Genomic DNA, 15,904 nt, shown 5'->3' on the forward strand with positions numbered 1-15,904 from the left:
TCCTACGATTTGATATCGCGCAGACGATGTCCTGGGGCCTGGCCCCAGGACATTTTTTGATGAAACACAAACCGCGCGCAAGTTGCGCGCGAATCCTCCCGCTTCAGAACGCGCCGACGTAGTTCTCCGCCAGTGCCTGCGCCAGCGCGCGCGAACCGACCACGTTCTCCAGCTCCGCCCGCTGCATCTCACGCTCGAACGGCGTGGCTTCGGCGAACGTGTGCAGCATGCGCGTCATCCACCACGAGAAGTATTCGGCGCGCCAGATGCGCTTGAGCGCACGTTCGCTGTAGCCGTCCAGCAGCCCGGTGCTGCCCTGCTTATAGAAACTGTCCAGCCCCTCGGCCAGGAATTTCACGTCGGACACTGCCAGGTTCATGCCCTTCGCGCCGGTCGGCGGCACGATGTGCGACGCATCGCCGGCCAGGAACAGGCGGCCGTGCCGCATCGTCGTGCAGACGAAGCTGCGCATGCCGATGATGCCCTTCTGGAAGATACGGCCTTCGTTGACCCGCCAGCCGTCGTTCGTTTCCACGCGGGCATGCAGTTCCGCCCAGATACGGTCGTCGGACCAGTTGTCCACGTGGTCAGTCGGGTCGCACTGGAAGTACAGCCGCTGCACTTCGGGGGTACGCGTGCTGATCAGCGCGAAACCCCGTTCATGCTGCGCATAGATCAGCTCTTCCGACGACGGTGCCGATTCGACGAGGATGCCGAACCAGCCGAACGGATAGGTGCGCTGGAATTCAGTGCGCGACGCTTCGGGCAACGTCTTCCTCGACACGCCATGGAAGCCGTCGCAGCCGATGACGAAGTCGGCATCGATGCGGCCGCGTTCTCCGCCATGGGTGAACGTGACCGACGGCGCGGTGCCATCGATGCCGTCGATGGCCACGTCCGATACCTCGAACAGGATCTGGCCCTGCGCCGCCAGGCGTGCGGCGACCAGGTCCTTGATCACTTCGTGCTGCGGGTAGACCGTGATCGCCTTGCCCGTCAGGTCCGTCAGGTCGATGCGGTGGCGGCGGCCGCCGAACGCCAGTTCGATGCCGTGGTGGAGCGCGCCGAGTTCGCGCATCCGTTCGCCCACGCCGGTGTCGTTCAGGATGTCCATCGTGCCCTGCTCGAGCACGCCGGCGCGGATCGTCGATTCGATGTCCTCGCGGCTGCGGCTCTCGATCACGATGGATTCGATGCCCTGCAGGTGCAGGAGGTGGGACAGCAGCAGGCCCGCGGGGCCGGCGCCGATGATGGCTGCCTGGGTACGCATGATAAGTCTCCGTCTGGTATTAATTGGAATGGTACTAAGTTGATGCGGTAGACGGATCGTAATGCTGCGGTCACAATAAAAAAATGGATGAAGCGCGAAAATACTTGTACTATTTTGCAAAGCCGATGTCCAGGACGTGATGAAAACGCTGCCCAACGAGATTCCCCAGTTCGCCCTGTATGGCGACAATACGCCGATCGACAACGCCGAGTTCGTGCACATCGAGCTGATCGAAACGCGCAGCCGCTTGCACGACTGGCACATTGGCCCGCACACGCACCGTGGGCTGTTCCAGGTGCTGTTCCTGATGGCCGGCCACGTCAGCGCACAGGTCGAGACCATGCTGTGGGAATGCGACGGCCCGACCGTCATCACGATCCACCCCAGCGTGGTGCACGCCTTCGATTTTTCCGAGGAAGCCCAGGGCTACGTGCTGACGATGGACCAGAACGTGGTGCTGTCGGTCGACCTGTTCGCGCCGCTGTTCCTGCGCCCGCAGGCCATGCGGCTGCACGAGAATCCCGTCGTGCAGGATCGCCTGGCCGCGCTGCTGCACCAGCTGATGCAGGAAGCGTTCGGCCCCCGCTACGGGCAGGCGCTGATGGTCGAGTGGCTGGCGCGCAGCGTGCTGCTGCTGCTGGTGCGGCTGGAAACCGAACGGCGCCTGGCCGACCAGTCGGGTCACGTGGAATTCGAACTGTTCAGCCGCTTTCGCGCGCTCGTCGAAGAACATTTCCGCCAGCAGTGGCTGGTGGGCCGCTACGCGGACGAGCTGCACGTCACGCCGGTGCGCCTGAACCGCCTGTGCATGAAGCTGGCCGGCAAATCCGCCTTTGAAATGGCGCAGGACCGGCTGATGCTGGAAGCCTGCCGCAAGCTGACTTACGTGCCCACGTCGATCGCGACGATCGGCTACGAACTGGGCTTCCAGGACCCCGCCTATTTCAGCCGGCTGTTCCGCAAGCGCATCGGGCTTACACCGAAGCAGTACCGGGAGCAGTCGCGCAGCGGCACGGCGACGAACCCTGAATTGTTCGTTGCGCCGGCGCCGCCGATTTAGGCCACAGGGCAAGGCGCATCGTCGAAGAGCGTACTTCAGAACATCTGATATGAAAGCAAATGGCGTACGCTGAGCCATTGCGACTGGCCACTCTCGGCTGGGGCAGACGCATGGCAGGATCACCTACAGGTTCAACGCGACAGCCAAATCAGTGCGGCCAATAAATATCTTTTGCCTCAAGGCGCAGTCAGAGAACTTTAATCAGCGATCTGGCGTGGCACCGATCGGCCATTGGTGACAGTTCACGACTTTTCCAGCTCGGCGATCTGTTACGCTCAACCGAGCGGCCGCAATCGGTCTATTGTGTTGAAAAACACAGGAGCAGTTCTCACTGGCAATGAAAGATCGATAACTCGGCTTTTCAGAATGCTCATCATGGCCTGATTATGGATCGGTTGGAGCGTCGACGTGAAAAAGATTCGCTTGAACATTTGTCGGGCGACTTTTCCGACAGGATAGGCCAGAAGCGGCCAAAACATACCCACGAGCGGAGCCTGAGGCGTGAAAGCAATGGAACGCATTGACACCCTGGAAAATTTGGAGAAGTTCCTTGAGGTGGACCTAGGATGGTACGCACTGAAACCAAGAATTGACCATCCTGGAATCCGCATATCTGACACATGCGATAACATCGCGCGGTATATCAAGAAAGGCGACAGAGACGCAGCAAGAGTTGGGTATCAAATAATCGCGAGAGACCCGCACCTTCCCTTCGGAAAGCTCATAAAAAGCGGAATTGCGCGCGCATTGAGACAACATATCGATCTGATGTCTCCGATGGAAAGAGCCGGATTTACTAAAAAAACATCGGATCTTCTGAATCTTCCGTTCTGCCCTCGCGAGACTGAGGACTACTGCAAGGTCGTGAGGAAACTTGGACCGGAAGCCATGCGATTCGTTGTAGAAAATACGCACGCAAAAAATGAAAAATCCATGCGGCTTTTGGTATACCTGAGTCAATCAAGTACATTGTGGGAAGGCATGTAATTTCGTAGGTAAAAGTCCGCCATTACAAGACGTTAATGTCCGAAGTGCGACGCGTCCGGTGGCATGTTGCCACGCCAAGTGCAGCAATGGATGGCATGCCAGCCTACGAGGAGACCGCCTCGTAACGCAAGTAACAAGACGGGATGGCGGTTGGTGGCCGCTGTCTCTGCAACCTGCCCCAGTCATGAACCGCTGCCGGCAAGATCACCGTTCCTTTCCTTGCTCCAAGTAACGCGGTAACAGATCCTGTGCGAGCGCACGGCTGATAAGCCAAGCCGATCGTGAAGTACCTACAGCAGCGCCGACAATTCAGCCTGTATTTTCACCATCGCCGGCAGGCACCGCTCCACCAGCGCATCGAGCGGCATCCGTCCCTCGTGCACGCTGACATTCATCGCGGCCACGATGTCGCCCCTGAAATTGCGCAGCGGTACGGCGATCGCCCGCAGCCCCAGCTCCAGTTCCTGGTCGACCACCGCGTAGCCCTGCTCGCGCGCCCGCGCGATTTCCAGCGCCAGCCGTTCGCGGTGCACGATCGTGTGCGCGGTGATCCGCTCCGGCTCGACGGTGGCCAGGTAGCGCTCCACTTCGCCTGGTGCCAGATACGACAGCAGCACGCGGCCGTTCGCGGTGCAGTAGGCGGGCACGCGCGTGCCCGGCTGCAGCGTGGTCGATACCAGCCGCCCGGCGCTGACGGCCGCCACGCAGACCAGTTGCCCGTCGTCGAGCACGCCGCACGATGCCGCCTCGCCCAGCGAGTAAGCTAGCCGGTACAGCAGCGGCTGCGCAATGCGCGGCAGGCGCGCCGAATGCAGGTAGGACTGCCCCAGCCGCAGCACGGCCGGCGTCAGCGAAAACAGCTTGTTCTCGTGCCGCATATAGCCCAGGTGTGTCAGCGTGATCAGGTAGCGGCGCGCCGCGGCGCGCGTCAGGCCCGTATGCTCGGCCACTTCGGCGATCGTCAACCGCGCACGCTCCTGGTCGAATGCCTCGATCACCTGCAAACCTTTTTCCAGCCCGGCGACGAGGTCGCGCGGATGCGGTACTGCCTGTTCCATCAGAAATCTCCTGTTTTGTGCGAGTATCGCACATAGTGTGCGCACTGCGGATGGCACTGTGTTCGGCTGGCTTGAACGATTGGGAGGCAACGCCATAAGATGGCTGCACTCAACCCCGCATCCATTACAGTGCGCAATGCGCACGAGGAGACCCCAGTGAAATTCGATTCCGTCCCATCCGGCGTGTATCCGGAACTCGTCTATCCCGAATACAAATCCACCGTCAAGCGCGGCCCGTTGCAGCCGCTGCTGCGCGTGGACGCGGCGCTGCCCGTCACGGAAAACATCGCCACGCCGCCCGCGCTCCTGCTGCCCGGCGACATCGACCTGACCCGCCCCGAAGGCTGCGACGGCGAGGCCATCGGCGAGCGCATCGTCGTGACCGGCCGCGTGACTGATGAAGACGGCAAGCCGGTGCGCAATTCGCTGGTCGAAGTCTGGCAATGCAACGCGGCGGGCCGCTACCGCCACAAGAAAGACCAGCACAACGCGCCGCTCGACCCGAATTTCAACGGCTGGGGCAAGATGCTGACGGACGACGAAGGTCGCTACCGCTTCGTCACCGTCAAGCCCGGGCCGTACCCCTGGGGCAACCACCACAAGGCGTTCCGTCCGGCGCACATCCACTTTTCGCTGTTCGGCAACGTATATGCGCAGCGCCTGGTCACGCAGATGTATTTCCCGAACGACCCGCTGTTCGACTACGATCCAATCTTCCAGAGCGTGCCGGACGAAGCCGCGCGCCAGCGCCTGATCTCGCGCTTCTCCATCGAGGAAACGATGCACGAGCACCTGCTCGGCTACGAATTCGACATCGTCCTGCGCGGACGCGACGCCACCCCGATGGGCCTGTAAGGAGACAGACATGAACGCACCTGCAAACGCACCTGTAAACAAGATCACCACCTCGCAAACCATCGGCCCGTTCTCGCACGAAGCGTGGCAATGGAGCGTCGACCTCACCGCCAATGTCGAGACGACGGCGCCGACCGTCACCGTGCGCGGCGTCATCTACGACGGCGACGGCACGCCGGTCAACGACGCCCAGCTGGAAGCCTGGAACCCGCATGCCCTCGAAGCCGAGGCACAGGTGGCGATCCCGGGATTCCGCCGCGTGCCCAGCGGCGAAGCCGGCGGGTTCGAGTTCCGCCTGTCGCGCCCCGCCGACGCGCCCGCCGACGCACCCGCCGCCTTCGTCACGATCTTTGCCCGCGGCCTGGTCAAGCACCAGTTCACCGCCGTGTTCCTGGAAGACGCGCCGCTGTCGCCGATCCTCGCGCAGGTTCCCGAAGCGCGCCGCGGCACCCTGCTGGCGCGCCGCCAGCCGGACGGCAGCTACCGCTGGGACATCCGCATGCAGGGCGACGGGGAGACCGTGTTCTTCGATTACACGTGAGGGCGGCATGAGCGTATCGATCTTCGACAGCTTCCTCACGACACCCGGGATGATCGCGGTGTTCGACGATGCCGCGATCGTCCAGGGCATGTTCCGCTTCGAGCAGTCGCTCGCCGCCGCGCAGGCGGCCGAGGGGCTGATTCCGGCTGCCGCGGCGCGCGCCATCGCCGGCGTCTGCAATGCGCAGCTGTATGACATCCCGGCGCTGATCGCGGCCAGCCGCCGCGCCGGCAGCCTGGCCATCCCGCTGGTCAAGGAGCTCACGAAAACCGTCGCGCTGTACGACAAGGACAGCGCGGCCTTCGTCCACTGGGGCAGCACCAGCCAGGACGTGGTCGATACCGCGCTGGTGCTGGCCACCCGCGAAGCACTGAAGCTGATCGACGACGGCCTGGCGCAGTTGTCCGCCAGCCTGCTGTCGCTTGCGGAAGCGCACGTGGATACGCCGGTGCTGGCGCGCACGCTGATGCAGCCGGCGCAGGTAACGAGCTTCGGCTGGAAAGTGCTGGGCTGGACCGCGCCTCTGCTGCGCGCGCGCGAACGGCTGCGCGATGCCGCGGGCCGCGCGCTGCAATTGCAGCTGGGCGGCGCCGTTGGCACGCTGGCCGTGATGGGCGAGCACGGCGATGCCGTCGCACGCCGGCTGGCGGACGACCTTGGCCTGAAAGTGGCGGACGCGCCGTGGCACACGCAGCGCGACGAATGGGTGCGCCTCGGCCTCGAAGTGGCGGTGCTCACGGGCAGCCTGGGCAAGATCGCCACCGACCTGTCGCTGATGGCGCAGGGCGAGGTCGGCGAGCTGGCCGAACCGTCCGGCAACGGCCGCGGCGGCTCTTCGGCGATGCCGCACAAGCGCAATCCCGTGTCGGCGATGATCGCGCTGGCCGCCGCCGCCCGCACGCCACAGCACGCGGCATCGCTGCTGGGCGCAATGGGCCAGCAACACGAGCGCGGCCTGGGCAACTGGCAGGCCGAGCTGGCCGAGTGGCCGCAGCTGTTCATCAGCGCGCACGGCGCACTGCAGGCCCTGAACGACGCCTTCGCCGGCCTGACGGTCGATACCGGCCGCATGCTGCGCAACATCGATGCGCTGCAGGGGCTGATCTTCGCCGAGGCCCTGTCGATCGCGCTGGCCGAATTCATCGGCCGGCCCGCAGCGCATGAATTCGTCGAGGGCCTGACACGCCGCGCGGTGGCGGAAAACCGCCACCTGGCCGACCTGCTGCCGGAAGCCGTGCTTGCCAGTGACTCGCTGCGCGGGCGCTGCGATCCCTCAACCCTGCTGGCCCTGTTCGATCCGGTCGCCGCCGCCGCCTCGGCACGCCGGCTGGCCGGACGGCAGCTGGCGGCGCTGCGCCGGCAGGCCACATCCTTCACCACGGAATCCAGATAATGACCTACGATCCTTTCGATCACGACTTCGAACGCGGCCTGCAGAACCGCCGCACCATCCTGGGCGACGAATGGGTGGACCGCTCGCTGAACAACGCCAACGCGTTCAATGCCGATTTCCAGAACCTGATCACGCGCTTCGCGTGGAACGAGATCTGGGGCCGCCCCGGCCTCGAATACAAGACGCGCCGCGCCATCGTGCTGTCGATCACCATCGCGCTGGGGCGCTGGGAAGAATTCGAGCTGCACGTGCGTGCCGCGCTGCGCGCCGGCGCCACGGGCGGACTGACTCCGGATGAAATCAAGGAAGTGCTGATGCAGTCCGCCATCTACGCCGGCGTGCCGGCCGCGAACACCGCGTTCGCGCACACGCAGCAGATCCTGCGCGAGACCGGCGACGCCGCCGCCGGCACGCTGGCACCCACGCAGCCGGGCTCGGTGCCGCACCCCGGCATTGGCCGCGCGGGCCGCACGGCCAGCCGCCCTGCCCTGCACTACACGGTGCGCGAGCCGCGCAACGGCCAGGCGCCGCGCCGCACCGTTGTGCTCAGCCATGCACTGGGAATGGACCTGGCGATGTGGGATGGCCTGGCCAACCTGCTGGCCGAAGACAGCCGCGTGATCGCCTACGACCACCGGGGCCACGGCGGCTCGGAGGCGCCGGAAGGCGCGTACGACATGGCCGCGCTGGCCGACGATGCCGCCCGCCTGCTGCTGGAACTGGGCACCGGGCCGGTCACCTGGATCGGGCTGTCGATGGGTGGCATGGTCGGGCAGGAACTGGCGCTGCGCCATCCGGCCCTGGTGGAAGCGCTGGTCATCGCCAACTCGTCGTCAGGCTACCCGGAAGCGGCGCGGGAAGGATGGCAGCAGCGGATCGCCACAGTGCGCGAACAGGGCATCGAAGCGATCGCCGACACCGTGATGGGCCGCTACTTCCACGAAGCGTTCCGCGGCACGCACGGCGGCACCGTGGCACGCTGGCGGCGCCGGCTGGCCAGCACCGACCCGGTGGGCTACACGGGCTGCTGCCACGCCGTCGGCAATGTCGACACGACCGCGCGCCTGCCTTCGATCGCCGTGCCGACGCTGGTCATCGCCGGCAAGCTCGACCAGGGAGCACCAGTGGCGATGTCGCAAACCATCGCCGACGCGATTCCCGGCGCACGGCTGGTCGTGCTGGCCGACGCCTCGCACATCGCGGCAATCGAGCAGCCGGCCGCCTTCGCCCGCGCCGTGCAGGCGTTCCTGCAAGAGCAGTGACACTACAAGAAGCAGCCTGGTGTCGGATGTAGCAGCAGCCTGGTGTTGGACACCATTTCTGGACGGGTCATCCGGAAATGGTGTCCGACACCGGTTTTCGCCCGCTCCAGACTTTGCTACACCCCCGGATCGGCGAAATCCTCCACCTTGTCGAACTCCACATTGAACATCCCCCCGTCGACCTTGCCCGCCTTGCGGATGTAAACGGTCTGCACGATGTCGCGGCTGCCGGCGTCGATCCGCACCGGGCCGCGCACGCTGTTCCACGCCAGCCCTTTCATCGCCGCGAGCAGCTTCGCGCCATCGGCATCGCCGTTCGTTTTAGCCAGCGCCTGGTACAGCAGGTGCATGCCGTCGTATGCGCCCACCGAGTGGAAGTTCGGCCGCATGCCCTTGTTCGCCGCCATGAACGCGGCGACATAGGCCTTGTTGTCCGCCGACGGATGCGCGGCCGAGTAATGGTGGCTGCTGACGACGCCACCGGCGGCGCCGCCGATGCCGGCCATCAGGTCGTCGTCCAGCACGTCGCCGGTGCAGATCAGCCGGATGCCGGCGGCGGCCAGGCCGCGGTCGTTGAACTGCTTCAGCACCGCCGCGCCTTCGCCTGAGGGAACGAACACGAACAGCGCGTCCGGCTTCGTGTCCTTCACGCGGGCGAGGAACGGCGCGTAATCGGGATTGCGCAGCGGCGCGCGCAACGTCCCGGCCACCTTGCCGCCGCCGGCCGTGAAGCGCTTGACGAACACTTTCTCCGCGTCGAGCCCCGGGCCGTAGTCGGCCACCAGCGTCATCACGCTGCCGATACGGTTCTTCGCCGCCCAGTCGGCCAGCGGCGCGGTCACCTGCGCCAGCGTGAAGCCGGTGCGCACGATGAATGGCGAACGCTGCGGAATGATCGACGTGGCCGCGGCCATCACGATCATCGGCACCTTCGCCTGCGTGGCGACCGGCGCCGCGGCCAGCGCCAGCGGCGTGAGGCCGAATCCGGCCAGCACGCTCACCTTGTCGCGCGCGACGAGTTCCTGCGCCATTCGCTTCGTCACGTCCGGCGCCACGCCGCCGTCATCCTTGAGGACGATCTCGATCTTGCGGCCGGCAATGCTGTCGCCATTCCTCTGCTGGTACAGCTTGACGGCCGCCTCGATCTGCCGCCCGGTCGACGCGAACGGGCCGGACATCGGCACGATCAGGCCCACTTTCAGCGGCTCGGCCGCGAACGCGAACGACGGCACAAGGCTGCTGCCGGCGGCAACGGCCGCGCCGGCCAGCAGGGTACGGCGCTTCGGTTGATGGTGTGTCATGGTCTCCTCCTTGTTGTTGTAGTGGATGTTGCGGCGGACTACAGGTCCAGTACCAGCAGCGCGGATTTCGCCCGCGAGCAGCATGGGGTGAACTGGTCGTTGGCGGCCTGCTCTTCTTCGGTCTGGTACAGGTCGCGGTGCTCGGGCACGCCGTCGAGCACGCGCGTCAGGCAGGTGCCGCACACGCCCTGTTCGCACGACACCGGAACATCCACGCCGTGATCGGCCAGCACCTGCACCACCGTGCGGCCGGGCGGCACCGTGTACGTGCAGCCGGTGCTGGCGACGCGCACGTCGAACGCGCGCTCGCCTTCTTCATTCGCCACCGGCGCCGCGCCGAAGTACTCGCGGTGCAGGCGGTCGTCGCTCCAGCCCAGCATCCGCGCCGTGGCCAGCACGTGATCGATGTAGCCGGCCGGACCGCACACATACAGATGCGTGCCCGGCGGACAGTCCGGCAGCGCGGCCGCGACATCGAGCCGCGTGCCTTCCTCGTCGATGTGCAGGCGAACGCACGACGCGAACGGCGTAGCCTCCAGCCGCTGGCGGAATGCCGCACGCGCCGCGCTGCGCACGCTGTAGTGCAGCGTGAACGGCAGGCCCCGCGCATGCAGGTGCTCGGCCATCGCCAGCAGCGGCGTGATGCCGATGCCGCCCGCGAACAGCACGCTGTGATGCGGGCCATCGGCGAGGCCGAAATGGTTGCGCGGCATGCTCACCTGGAACTCGGCGCCTTCGGCGATCCGGTCGTGCATCGCGCTCGAGCCGCCGCGCGACGCCGGCTCGCGCAGCACGCCGATCAGGTAGCGGTGCGTCTCGTGCGGCGCATTGCACAGCGAATACTGCCGCACTATACCGTCGCCAACGTGCACGTCGATGTGCGCGCCGGCCGTGAACGGCGGCAGCGGCGTGCCATCGGCGGACACCAGTTCATAGCTGCAGATACCGTCGGCCTCGCAGGTTTTCCGCGCGACCTTGACGGCGAAGGTGTCGGACATGCCCACGGTGCTCATGCCGTCACCTGCGCCGGAGCCTGTGTCTGCGCAGCTGCCTGTGCAGGTGCCTGTGCCTCGCGCGCCAGCCAGCGGTCGATCACCTTGCGCGACTGCACGCCGCCGGCATCGATGTTCAGCATCAGCAGCCGCCGTTCGGGATGGCGCAGGATGTTGGCCTGCTGCTGCTCCAGCATGGCGCGGTCCTCGCCGAAGATCTTGCCCTGGCCGGTACGGATCGTATCCGTCAGCGCATTGTCATGCGCCTTGAAGTTGCGCGCCATGCCCCAGAAATACCAGTGCGTGGTGTCGGTCTCCGGCGTGATGAAGTCGACCACGATCGACGAGGCCTTGAATTCGGCCGGCGCGTCGTAGCCGCCCTTGCCGGCCAGCGCCACGCCAACCTCGATCAGCACGTGGCTCGGCGGCGTGAAGTGGCAGATCTGCCAGCGGTCCACCGGCTGGTCGTCGGGCAGCCCGTTGCCGCGCAGCGCCGCCTGCCAGAACGGCGGCGGCAGCACGTTTTCCATGAAGCGGCTGGTGATCACCTCGTCGCCCGCCGTCCTCGTGGTGACGGGCGCCTCGTCGATCTCCTTCTGGCCGATCGACGAGGCATGCACGTAGGTCTCGTGCGTCAGGTCCATCAGGTTGTCGATCATCAGCCGGTATTCGCAGCCGATGTGATACAGGCCGCCGCCGTAGGCCCATTGCTCGTCCACGGCCCAGTGCAGGTGCGGGATCGTTGCCGGGTCGGCCAGCGCCGCGTCCCCTGGCCAGACCCAGATGAAGCCGTAACGCTCGGCGACGGGATAGCTGCGGATGCACGGGAAGCCGCGCACGCGCTGGCCGGGCATCGCCACGGGCTTGCCGTCGCAGCCCATCTGCAGGCCGTGGTAGCCGCACACCAGCGTGCCGTCGCGCACGAAACCCAGCGACAGCGGCGCGCCGCGGTGCGGGCAGAAATCCTCGACGGCGGCCACGCCCTGCGCGGCGCGGTAGAACACGATCTTTTCGCCGCAGACCTGGCGGCCCAGCGGCTTGCCGTCGATTTCGTCGGGCGTGGCGGCGACGTACCACGCGTTTTTCGGGTACAGGGGGGCATTCATGCGGTCTCCTTTGTTTTACTTGGTAGAATCAATATTCAGTACACTGAATATTAGAAAGAGTCGGCACCGAAGTAAACTGTGTTCGACAAATATTTATCGACGAGCCATGGACAACGCGAACAATCACGACAGCGAGCTGCTGGACCTGCACGAACACCCCGGCCACCTGCTGCGCCGCGCGCAACAGATCTCGGTATCGATCTTCCACGATGAAATCGACGGCGAGCTGACGCCGGTGCAATATGCGCTTCTGCGCACACTCGCCGCCCGCCCCGGCATCGACCAGGTCACGCTGGCCGGGCTGGTGGCGATCGACACGTCGACCGGCGCCAGCGTGTGCGCCCGCCTCGAGGAAAAGGGACTGCTGGAGCGGAAAGTCATCCCGCACAACCGCCGCCAGCGCGCGCTGACGATCACCGCCGAAGGCGCCTGCCTGCTCAAGCGGATCGACCCCGCCGTGCTGCGGCTGCGCGAACGGCTGCTCGCTCCCCTGACGGAGCGGGAGCAGCAGCAGTTCATGCGGCTGCTGAACAAGCTGGTGGTGGAGAACAACGGGCAGAGCCGGGCGCCGCTGGCGCGGCCGGATGCCGCCTGACGGCGCATGCACGGCTGGTGTGCATCCGCCGCTTCGGCTACGCCACCGCCACGAGCCGGTCCAGCTTCGCCCCGTCATCGAGCAGCTCCCGGCTGTCGGAATCGTGCACGATGCAGCCGCGGTCGAGCACGATGGCGCGCTGCGTCAGCGACAGCGCCAGCCGCGCGTGCTGTTCGACGACGATCACCGACAGCCCCTCGTCCCGCACCAGCTTGCGGATCACGCCCAGCAGTTCCTGCACGATGATCGGCGCCAGGCCTTCCATCGGCTCGTCCAGCAGCAGCATGCGCGGGTTCGTCATCAGGGCTCTGGCGATGGCGACCATCTGCTGCTCGCCGCCGGAAAGCTGGTTGCCCATGTTGGTGCGCCGTTCCTGCAGCCGCGGGAAGACCTCGTAGATCTTCTTCACGTCCCAGCGGCCCGGCCGCGCGACCACGGTGAGATGCTCCTCGACGCTCAGGGATGGATACATGTGCCGCTCCTGCGGCACCCATCCGAGCCCGGCGCGGGCACGCTTGTACGGCGCGACACGGGCGATGTCCTTGCCCGCCCAGCGGATGGCGCCCTTGTGCAGCCGCGTCAGCCCCATCAGCGTGGTCAGCAGGCTGGTCTTGCCCACGCCGTTGCGCCCCAGCAGCGCCAGGCTGTCGCCCTCGTCCAGCGCGAACGACACGTCTTCCAATACCACGGATTCGCCGTAACCGGCCGTGACCCGGTCCACCGCCAGCAGTTCAGTCATGGCCACCCTCCCCCAGGTACACTTCCTTCACGCGCGGGTCGGCGGCGATTTCCGCCGGCGTCCCTTCGGTCAGCACCTTGCCGCCGACGAGCACCGTGATGCGCTCGGCGAACTTGAACACCAGTCCCATGTCGTGCTCGATGAACACGATCGTCACGTCGCGCGGCAGGCCGGCAATCACCTCGAACAGCTCGCGGCTTTCCGCCTGCGGGATGCCGGCGGCGGGTTCGTCGAGCAGCAGGATCTTCGGCTGCGTGGCCAGCGCCAGCGCGATTTCGACCAGCCGCTGCTTGCCGTAGGCCATGCTGCGCGTGATGCTGTTGGCCTGGTCCGCCAGGCGCAGCGACTGCAGCAGCGCCATCGCCTCGTCGACCATGTCGCGATGCTGTGCGACCGTTTTCCACCACACGTTCTGCAACCCGCGCCGCTCGCCGATCGCCAGCACCACCGATTCGAGCACCGTGAGGCCCGCGAACAGCGTGTTGATCTGGAATGTGCGCGTCATGCCCCGTTTCACGCGCTGGTGCTGGGGCAGCCCGGTGATGTCTTCGCCGCCCAGGAACACGCGGCCGGCGGTCGGCGCGAAGCCGCCCGTGAGCAGGTTGATGAAGGTGGTCTTGCCGGCGCCGTTCGGGCCGATCAGCGCATGCCGCGCGCCGGGCGTGAACGTCAGCGAGACATCGCTGTTGGCCTTGAAGGCACCCCAGCTCTTCGACAGGCCTTCCGTCCGCAATGTCGTATCCATTGTCGTGCTCATTTCACTTCCTTCCGTTCCCGCATGCGTTCCAGCAGGTTTGCGCAACCGCCCACGATGCCGCCCTTGGCGAACATCACGATGCACACCAGCAGCAGCCCGATCCAGAATTGCCAGTAGGTGGGATTGATGCCGGCGATCTTGTCCTGCGCGATCATGAACACGGCCGTGCCGATCAGCGCGCCGTACAGGCGCCCGGTGCCGCCCAGCACCAGCATGATCAGCAGTTCGGCCGAGCGGGGGAACCCAAGCATGTCCAGCCCGACGAACTGCGTGGTCTGGGCCAGCAGCGCGCCGGCGATGCCGGCCACCACGGCGCCGACCGTGAACACGGCGCGCAGGCGGCTGTTGACGTCCGCGCCGATCGCCGGCATGCGCCGGCCGCCTTCGCGGATGCCGCGCAGGCCCAGGCCGAACGGCGAGTTCACCAGCCGCCGCAGCACCAGGAACACGAGGAACAGCACCACGTAGCTGTACACGAAGCCGGTCTTGCCTTCCAGGTCGAACTCGAACACGCCCAGCAGGCTGCCGACCATCATGCCGGACAGCCCGTCGACGCCGCCGGTCAGCCACGATGCCTTGTTGGCCGCCTCGAACAGCATCAGGCCGATGCCCAGCGTGACCATCAGCCGCGTCAGGTCCTGGCCGCGCACGACGAGGAAGCTGACGATCCAGCCGAAGATGCCGGCCACGGCGGCGCCGGCCAGCAGGCCGCTGACCGGTTCGCTCCAGCCGTGCACGGACAGCAGCCCGGCCGTGTAGGCCCCCAGGCCGAAGAATGCCGCGTGCCCCAGCGACACGATGCCGGCATAGCCGAGGATCAGGTCCAGCGACAGCGCGAACAGCCCCACGATCATGATCTGGCTGGTCAGCACCAGGTACTGGGGGAACAGGAACCAGCTGGCCACCGGCAGCAGCCAGAACACGAATTCCAGCGCGTGCCAGCGGCCATCGGGCAGGCGCGGCACGGGCGGTGCCGCGGCCGGCCGCGCGGGGGCATCCGGCGCGGCAGTCGGATCCACCGCCTTCGATATTGCGTTCATGCTTTCCTCCTGACCAGGCCTGCGGGGAACAACAGCAGCAGCACGACCATCAGCGCGTAGATGACGAACGCGCCGATCTCGGGCACATAGTACTTGCCGGCCACGTCGAACACGCCCAGCACGATCGCGGCCAGCAGCGGGCCGGTGATCGTGCCGGCGCCGCCGACGGCGACCACGAGCAGGAAATACACCATGTACTTGATGGGGAAGCTGGGGTCGAGACCCAGCACGTCGATGCCCAGGCCGCCGCCCAGGCCGGCCAGGCCGGAACCGAGCGCGAACGTCAGGCTGAACACGCGGCTGACATTGATGCCCAGGCCTTCCGAGGCGGTGGCGTTGTCGACGGAAGCGCGGATCTGCGCGCCGAAGCGGGTACGCTCGATTAGCAGGCCGAGCAACGCCGTGACGACGACGACCACGCCGATCAGGAACAGCCGGTAGCTGCCCACTTCCAGGCCGGACAGCGACACCTGCCCGCGCAGCCACTCGGGCAGGCTGACAGGCTGTTGCGTGGGACCGAAGAAGTACGTGGCGCCGGCCACCGCCATGAACGTGAGGCCGATCGAGAACAGCACCTGGTCCAGGTGGCTGGCCTTGTACAGGCGCCGATAGAGCGTGCGCTCCAGGATGAAGCCGGCCAGCGCCGATGCGATGAACGCCAGCGGCAGGGTGGCGAGAAACGGCACGCCGGCGCGATCGAGCAGCATCACGCAGACATACCCGCCCAGCATCGCGAACGCGCCGTGGGCCAGGTTAATGAAGTTCATCATGCCCATCGTTACCGACAGGCCGACACTGATCATGAACAGCAGGCTGCCGTACGCCACGCCGTCGAACAGGACGCCGATCATCGCCGGCCTCCGGGGGATATTGCCATGGTTGTCTCCTCGATACTCCAAGATCGTCCGCGCGGCCGCCGCTCTTTGTCGGCTGGCCGCGCTGTCCGGT

General features: G+C 66.1%; 16 protein-coding genes. 7 read left to right on the plus strand and 9 right to left on the minus strand.

Annotated elements, in window-relative coordinates; all coding sequences use genetic code 11:
* Positions 1-103: 103 nt before the first annotated feature.
* Positions 104-1,270, minus strand: coding sequence for a 4-hydroxybenzoate 3-monooxygenase (locus GJV26_RS01810; protein ID WP_155707160.1), 1,167 nt, complete (start codon positions 1,268-1,270; stop codon positions 104-106).
* A gap of 139 nt (positions 1,271-1,409) precedes the next feature.
* Between GJV26_RS01810 and GJV26_RS01815 the strand changes: the two genes are divergently transcribed.
* Together GJV26_RS01815 and GJV26_RS01820 are read left to right on the plus strand one after the other, a co-directional pair.
* Positions 1,410-2,330 carry a helix-turn-helix domain-containing protein gene (locus tag GJV26_RS01815; protein ID WP_155707162.1) on the plus strand — a complete coding sequence of 307 codons (921 nt, stop codon included), beginning with the start codon at positions 1,410-1,412 and terminating at the stop codon, positions 2,328-2,330.
* 501 nt (positions 2,331-2,831) lie between these two features.
* Positions 2,832-3,317, plus strand: a complete 486-nt coding sequence (locus tag GJV26_RS01820) for a hypothetical protein (RefSeq protein ID WP_155707164.1) — start codon at positions 2,832-2,834, stop codon at positions 3,315-3,317.
* Between the two features lie 290 nt (positions 3,318-3,607).
* Here the strand turns inward: GJV26_RS01820 and GJV26_RS01825 are convergent, their stop codons facing one another.
* Entirely contained in the window at positions 3,608-4,375 is a 768-nt protein-coding gene (locus GJV26_RS01825) for an IclR family transcriptional regulator domain-containing protein (RefSeq protein WP_155707166.1), read from the minus strand.
* Between the two features lie 156 nt (positions 4,376-4,531).
* Between GJV26_RS01825 and pcaH the strand changes: the two genes are divergently transcribed.
* Genes pcaH through pcaCD form a run of 4 tightly spaced genes read left to right on the plus strand, consistent with a single transcriptional unit; the run spans position 4,532 to position 8,426 of the window.
* The gene (gene pcaH / locus GJV26_RS01830; RefSeq protein ID WP_229427933.1) at positions 4,532-5,230 is read left to right on the plus strand and encodes a protocatechuate 3,4-dioxygenase subunit beta; all 699 of its coding nucleotides are present in this window, start codon (positions 4,532-4,534) and stop codon (positions 5,228-5,230) included.
* Between the two features lie 10 nt (positions 5,231-5,240).
* Positions 5,241-5,771 carry a peptidase associated/transthyretin-like domain-containing protein gene (locus GJV26_RS01835; RefSeq protein ID WP_155707170.1) on the plus strand — a complete coding sequence of 177 codons (531 nt, stop codon included), beginning with the start codon at positions 5,241-5,243 and terminating at the stop codon, positions 5,769-5,771.
* A 7-nt stretch (positions 5,772-5,778) separates the two neighbouring features.
* Positions 5,779-7,164 carry a 3-carboxy-cis,cis-muconate cycloisomerase gene (gene pcaB / locus GJV26_RS01840; protein WP_155707172.1) on the plus strand — a complete coding sequence of 462 codons (1,386 nt, stop codon included), beginning with the start codon at positions 5,779-5,781 and terminating at the stop codon, positions 7,162-7,164.
* The gene (pcaCD, locus tag GJV26_RS01845; RefSeq protein ID WP_155707174.1) at positions 7,164-8,426 is read left to right on the plus strand and encodes a bifunctional 4-carboxymuconolactone decarboxylase/3-oxoadipate enol-lactonase PcaCD; all 1,263 of its coding nucleotides are present in this window, start codon (positions 7,164-7,166) and stop codon (positions 8,424-8,426) included. Before pcaB ends, pcaCD begins: the two co-directional genes overlap by 1 nt.
* Positions 8,427-8,542: 116 nt before the next feature.
* On the opposite strand, the gene GJV26_RS01850 is transcribed toward pcaCD, so the two are convergent.
* From GJV26_RS01850 to GJV26_RS01860, 3 genes are read right to left on the minus strand one after another with little or no spacing between them, the layout of a single operon-like run.
* Positions 8,543-9,727, minus strand: a complete 1,185-nt coding sequence (locus GJV26_RS01850) for an ABC transporter substrate-binding protein (protein ID WP_155707176.1) — start codon at positions 9,725-9,727, stop codon at positions 8,543-8,545.
* 38 nt (positions 9,728-9,765) lie between these two features.
* Positions 9,766-10,740: a PDR/VanB family oxidoreductase gene (locus GJV26_RS01855; RefSeq protein ID WP_229419141.1), complete on the minus strand. Its 975-nt coding sequence runs from the start codon at positions 10,738-10,740 to the stop codon at positions 9,766-9,768.
* On the minus strand, positions 10,737-11,813 hold the full coding sequence (locus GJV26_RS01860) for a Rieske 2Fe-2S domain-containing protein (protein WP_155712184.1): 1,077 nt from the start codon (positions 11,811-11,813) through the stop codon (positions 10,737-10,739). Before GJV26_RS01860 ends, GJV26_RS01855 begins: the two co-directional genes overlap by 4 nt.
* A gap of 118 nt (positions 11,814-11,931) precedes the next feature.
* On the opposite strand from GJV26_RS01860, the gene GJV26_RS01865 reads away from it, so the two are divergent.
* Positions 11,932-12,420, plus strand: coding sequence for a MarR family winged helix-turn-helix transcriptional regulator (locus GJV26_RS01865; RefSeq protein WP_155707178.1), 489 nt, complete (start codon positions 11,932-11,934; stop codon positions 12,418-12,420).
* A 37-nt stretch (positions 12,421-12,457) separates the two neighbouring features.
* Here the strand turns inward: GJV26_RS01865 and GJV26_RS01870 are convergent, their stop codons facing one another.
* Genes GJV26_RS01870 through GJV26_RS01885 form a run of 4 tightly spaced genes read right to left on the minus strand, consistent with a single transcriptional unit; the run spans position 12,458 to position 15,807 of the window.
* On the minus strand, positions 12,458-13,159 hold the full coding sequence (locus tag GJV26_RS01870; protein WP_155707179.1) for an ABC transporter ATP-binding protein: 702 nt from the start codon (positions 13,157-13,159) through the stop codon (positions 12,458-12,460).
* Positions 13,152-13,916: an ABC transporter ATP-binding protein gene (locus GJV26_RS01875; RefSeq protein WP_155707181.1), complete on the minus strand. Its 765-nt coding sequence runs from the start codon at positions 13,914-13,916 to the stop codon at positions 13,152-13,154. The genes GJV26_RS01870 and GJV26_RS01875 overlap by 8 nt, the downstream gene beginning before the upstream one ends.
* Positions 13,913-14,956 carry a branched-chain amino acid ABC transporter permease gene (locus tag GJV26_RS01880; protein ID WP_155707183.1) on the minus strand — a complete coding sequence of 348 codons (1,044 nt, stop codon included), beginning with the start codon at positions 14,954-14,956 and terminating at the stop codon, positions 13,913-13,915. Before GJV26_RS01880 ends, GJV26_RS01875 begins: the two co-directional genes overlap by 4 nt.
* Entirely contained in the window at positions 14,953-15,807 is an 855-nt protein-coding gene (locus GJV26_RS01885) for a branched-chain amino acid ABC transporter permease (RefSeq protein ID WP_155707185.1), read from the minus strand. Before GJV26_RS01885 ends, GJV26_RS01880 begins: the two co-directional genes overlap by 4 nt.
* Positions 15,808-15,904 lie beyond the last annotated feature (97 nt).

Origin of the sequence: Pseudoduganella dura, from assembly GCF_009727155.1 — a bacterium.
Taxonomy (GTDB): Bacteria; Pseudomonadota; Gammaproteobacteria; order Burkholderiales; family Burkholderiaceae_D; genus Rugamonas; species Rugamonas dura.